Below are 4,392 nucleotides of genomic sequence, written 5' to 3'. Positions count from 1 at the left end.
TCCTCGCGCAGCTGGGCGGCGCTGCGGGCGAGGGCGGCGGTCACCCCCGGCCCGAGGTCACGCTCGAGGTCGACGAGGGCCCGGCGGGCGCGGACCCGCGTGAAGGCGAGGTCGTCGTTCATGGGGTCGTCCCACCACGTCAGGCCCTCCGCCTCGCACGAGGCGCGGGTCTGCTCCCTCGTCACGCCCAGGAGGGGACGCCGGAAGCCGTCCCGGGCCCGCGGCATACCGGCGAGGGACCGGGCCCCCGAGCCGCGGGTGAGGCCGAGCAGGACCTGCTCGGCCTGGTCGTCGAGGGTGTGACCCAGCAGCACCATCGCTGCCCCGGTCTCACGCGCCACGTCGTCGAACGCGGTGTAGCGGGCGTCGCGCGCCGCAGCCTCGAGGCCACCGCCGCCGGTCACTGCCACCCGTCGGACGACGACGGGTTCGAGGCCGAGCGCGCGGCACTGGTCGTGGACGGTGCGCGCAACAGCCTCGGACCCCGCAGCGAGCTGGTGGTCGACGACGACAGCACCCGCACGCAGGCCCAGCCGTGGGGCCTCGAACGCGACGGCTGCCGCGAGTGCCATGGAGTCGCCGCCACCACTGCACGCGACCAGGACGGTGTCGCCCGCGCTGCCCTCGGAGAGGCACCCGCGAACGGCCAGCCGGATGGCAGCGGTCGCCGGGTGGGGACCGGTCACGAGGGTGTCACCCGGTCAGCCGTGCACCCGTGCGACCCAGGCCGAGGGGGTCTCGATCTCGGTCGGCAACGGCAGCGTCTCGGGTGAGTCCCAGATGCGGTTGAACCCGTCGACGCCCACCTCGTCGACGACGGAGCGGACGAAGACGGCGCCGTCGCGGTACTGCCGCATCTTGGCCTCGAGGCCCAGCAGCCGGCGCAGCATGCGGTCGAAGGCGCCCACGCCCTTGCGTCGGTCGTTGAACTTGCTGCGGATGTGGGCGACGCTCGGGATCACCTGCGGGCCGACCTCGTCCATGACGACGTCGGCGTGGCCCTCGAGCAGGGACATGATGGCGGTGACCTTGGCCAGCTCCGCTCGCTGCTCGGGGCTGGTCACGAGGTCGGTGAGCCCCGCACCGCCGCTGCGCAGAGCGTCCGGCAGCTGACGGCTCACCCGCGAGACGGTCTCCTGCAGGCTCTCGGGGTCGGGCACGAGGTCGGTGGCGAGGGCGCGGACGCGCTCGACCATGTGGTCGCGCAGCCACGGGACGGCGGTGAACTGCACCCGGTGGGTCTCCTCGTGCATGCAGACCCACAGCCGGAAGTCGGCGGGGTCGACGCCCAGCTCGCGCTCCACCTGCACGAGGTTGGGGGCGACCAGCATGAGGGCCGGGGTCCCCCCGGGGGCCAGGTCGTACTGGCCCAGCACCTTGGTCGCCATGAACGCGAGCAGGGCACCGGCCTCGCCGCCGGTCATCTTGCCGCCGATGGAACGCATCGTGGCGCTCGGCGCGGACCTCTGGCCGTCGACCAGCTTGCCGAACACGGGGTCCATGAGGGCCGACATCGAGTCCGCGTTGAGCGAGATCCAGGTGGACCGGTCGACGACCAGTGGGCCGGGGGCGTCGCCCGGGGCGTGCAGCCGGGCAGTCTCGGCGACCGGCTGCTGCGACCGCAGGGCAGCGGCCCTGACGTCGGAGACGACCTGGGCGGCCTCGGCGGCGGACACCTTGGGGCCCGGTGCGACGAGCCGCGCCCCGGCAGCCTTGGCGAACTCCCAGTCGACGTAGCGGGTGGGCGCCTCGGCGGCATTCGGCACGGTCATCCCCTCACGGTAGGTCAGCGACACCCGCACGTCGCGAGCGTCGCCACGAAGCGGTCCAACGCGGCGCGCGCCGCGAGGGTTCCGAGCCCGGCGGGCAGGCGGTCGGCGACGGCCACGAAGGACAGCACCCGGCCGTCCGCGTCGACGACGGTGCCCGCCACCGAGCTGGCGCCGGTGAGGGTGCCCGTCTTGGCGCGGGCGAGTCCTGCGACCGACCGGGTCGTGGACGCCTTGAACCGGTCCTTGAGCGTGCCGGACAACCCGGCCACGGGCAGCGCGGCGATGACGTCCTGCATGGCCGGGACTCGTCCGTCGGCACCGAGCTGGAGCACCTCGGACAGGACGCGCGGCGGGATGGCCTGTCCGGACGTCAGCCCGCTGGTGTCCTTGAGCGTCACCCCGGTGAGGTCGACCCCCTGTGCGGCCACCGTCTTCTCGACGTGGTCGACGGCGGCCGCGAACGTCGCGGGCCCACCGGCCTTGACGGCGGCCTGGCGGGCCAGTCCCTCGGTGAGGGCGTTGTCGCTGTCGGCGAGGGCCAGCGCCAGGATGTCGCCGATCCGCGCACTGCGCACCTCACCGAGCTGGGGTGCCGTGGCCGCGACGGGCGTGCGCCAGGTCGACTGGGGGGCGAGCCGCGCGGTGACCCCGACCGCCTTGAGCGCGACCACGAACGCCGCCGCGGTGGCGGCCTCCGGGTCGCGCGGGGCCGGTTTGAAGGGCTCTGCCCGCTGCCCGGCCAGCCCGAGCATGGAGACGCCGCCGGTGTAGCCGGCCGCGATGTCGGCCTGGTGCCAGCCGGGAGCCCAGCGGTCGCCGTGGGCGTAGGTGACGTCGAGCCGCAGGCTCACCGTGGTGGCGCCGGTCGGCTGCAGTGCCGCCGCGACCTGGCTGGCCAGGTCGGCCAGTCCCGCGTGGCCCTCGACCGTGGTCGGGTCGCCCTTGCCCCTGGCGAGCATGGTGTCGCCCCCGGCCACCAGGACCAGCTCGGTCGGGGTGGCGTCCTGGACGACCCGCGTCGGCAGCGTGGCATCGGTGTCGAGGGTCGTGGCGACGGCGATCGCGGTGAGGAGCTTGCCGGTCGAGGCCGCGACCCTGGGCCGCTCGGCCCCCTCCGAGTAGAGCTGCTGGCCGGTGAAGGCATCCCGCACGACGAAGCCGGGGTCCGGGCCGAGGCCGGGGTCGGCGACTGCCTTGCGCAGGGCTGCGGCCATGCCGGCTGCGCTGGGCAGCGGAGCCCTCGCACTCGCCACCTGCAGGGGTGCCGCCCCCGGGTCGACGGTGGGGATCGCCGTGGTCGGTGCCGCGCTCACCGTCGAGGTGGGGGTCGGGCGGGGCGCCGGCGTAGCCGACGCCCGGGTGAGGATGCCGGGGGCGACGTCGTAGACGTCCAGGGCGGCGTAGCCCACGATGAGCAGCACCACTACGAGCGAGCCGGTCAGGAATCGACGCACGCGACCCCCTCGGCACTCGACTTGCGTCATACGGAACACTTGGCGGCGAGCCTAGGTCATAGGCCCGCGCACAACGGAAGGGGCAGCGTCGTGGAGTTCGACGTCACCATCGAGATTCCCCAAGGGCACCGCAACAAGTACGAGGTCGACCACGAGACCGGCCGCATCCGGCTCGACCGGCTGCTCTTCACGTCGACGCGCTACCCGGCCGACTACGGCTACGTCGAGGACAGCCTCGGTGAGGACAGCGACCCGCTCGACGCGCTGGTGCTGCTCGAGGAGCCCACGTTCCCCGGCTGCCTCGTGCGCGTCCGCCCCATCGGCATGTTCCACATGCGCGACGAGGCGGGTGGCGACGACAAGATCCTCTGCGTCCCGGCCGGCGACCCGCGGCAGGCGCACATCACCGAGCTCGAGCAGGTCAGCAGCTTCGACCGCCTCGAGATCCAGCACTTCTTCGAGACCTACAAGGACCTCGAGCCCGGCAAGTCCGTCGAGGGCGCGCACTGGGCCGGCCGCGAGGAGGCCGAGCGCGTCGTGCGCGAGGCGATCCAGCGGGCCAAGGACGCCGGGATGACGACGGCTCGCTGGCGCATGCCGGACGTCAGTGCCGAGCCCATGTCGGAGGCCAAGCCCCCGACCGAGTGACCCAGGCTCAGGGGCGGCCGCCGTAGGGCAGCAGGTCTGAGCGGTAGATCGAGGCGTACCGCACCGGCACCCCGGCGCGGGGGGCCTCGATCATCTGGCCGTTGCCGACGTAGAGCCCGACGTGGTGGCTCGAGGGACCGGAGCTGCCGAAGAACACCAGGTCACCGGGTCGCAGGTCGCTGATGGCCACGCGTGCGGTCTGGTCCCACTGGGCGCCGGTGTAGTGGTAGAGGTTCACCCCGGCCTGCTGCCAGGCTCGCATCGTCAGGCCCGAGCAGTCGAACGAGTCCGGGCCGTCGGCGCCCCACCGGTAGGGCTTGCCGAGCTGGGCCTGTGCATAGCCGATCACGGCTCCCGCGCCGCCGCTGCTGGGCGGCGGGGACGACGGCCCGGGGTTCGACGGCTTGGGGGTCGACGGCCTGGGGCCCGAGGGCTTGGGCCGCCCCTGCTGCCGGGCGGCTTCGGCGGCGGCCTTCTCGGCGGCCTCGGCCGCGGCTCTCTGGCGCGCGGCCTCGGCT

At 73.9% G+C, this 4,392-nt stretch carries 5 protein-coding genes; 1 reads left to right on the top strand and 4 read right to left on the bottom strand.

Annotation, left to right across the window (positions count from 1 at the left end; translation table 11 throughout):
* The 3 genes from tilS to AC1DV7_RS18085 form a co-directional block, all read right to left on the bottom strand.
* Positions 1–686 (bottom strand): tRNA lysidine(34) synthetase TilS (gene tilS / locus AC1DV7_RS18095; protein WP_477598723.1); only part of this gene is annotated, 686 nt, incomplete at its 3' end.
* 15 nt (positions 687–701) lie between these two features.
* Positions 702–1,772: a zinc-dependent metalloprotease gene (locus tag AC1DV7_RS18090; protein WP_477598722.1), complete on the bottom strand. Its 1,071-nt coding sequence runs from the start codon at positions 1,770–1,772 to the stop codon at positions 702–704.
* 14 nt (positions 1,773–1,786) lie between these two features.
* Complete coding sequence (locus AC1DV7_RS18085; RefSeq protein ID WP_477598721.1) at positions 1,787–3,226, bottom strand: D-alanyl-D-alanine carboxypeptidase/D-alanyl-D-alanine-endopeptidase; 1,440 nt, start codon at positions 3,224–3,226, stop codon at positions 1,787–1,789.
* A 90-nt stretch (positions 3,227–3,316) separates the two neighbouring features.
* Between AC1DV7_RS18085 and AC1DV7_RS18080 the strand changes: the two genes are divergently transcribed.
* The gene (locus tag AC1DV7_RS18080) at positions 3,317–3,874 is read left to right on the top strand and encodes an inorganic diphosphatase (RefSeq protein ID WP_477598720.1); all 558 of its coding nucleotides are present in this window, start codon (positions 3,317–3,319) and stop codon (positions 3,872–3,874) included.
* 7 nt (positions 3,875–3,881) lie between these two features.
* Here the strand turns inward: AC1DV7_RS18080 and AC1DV7_RS18075 are convergent.
* Positions 3,882–4,392: C40 family peptidase (locus AC1DV7_RS18075; RefSeq protein WP_477598719.1), on the bottom strand; the 511-nt coding region annotated here is incomplete at its 5' end.

Source organism: Pedococcus sp. P2_E4, from assembly GCF_056403935.1.
Note: the sequence above shows the minus strand (reverse complement) of the source record. Positions and strands in the feature narration are given on the sequence as shown.

What these genes read in the sequence shown, in the direction of transcription:
- AC1DV7_RS18090 (WP_477598722.1), bottom strand. Translation starts at nt 1,772, where the DNA reads ATGACCGTGCCGAATGCCGCCGAGGCGCCCACCCGCTACGTCGACTGG.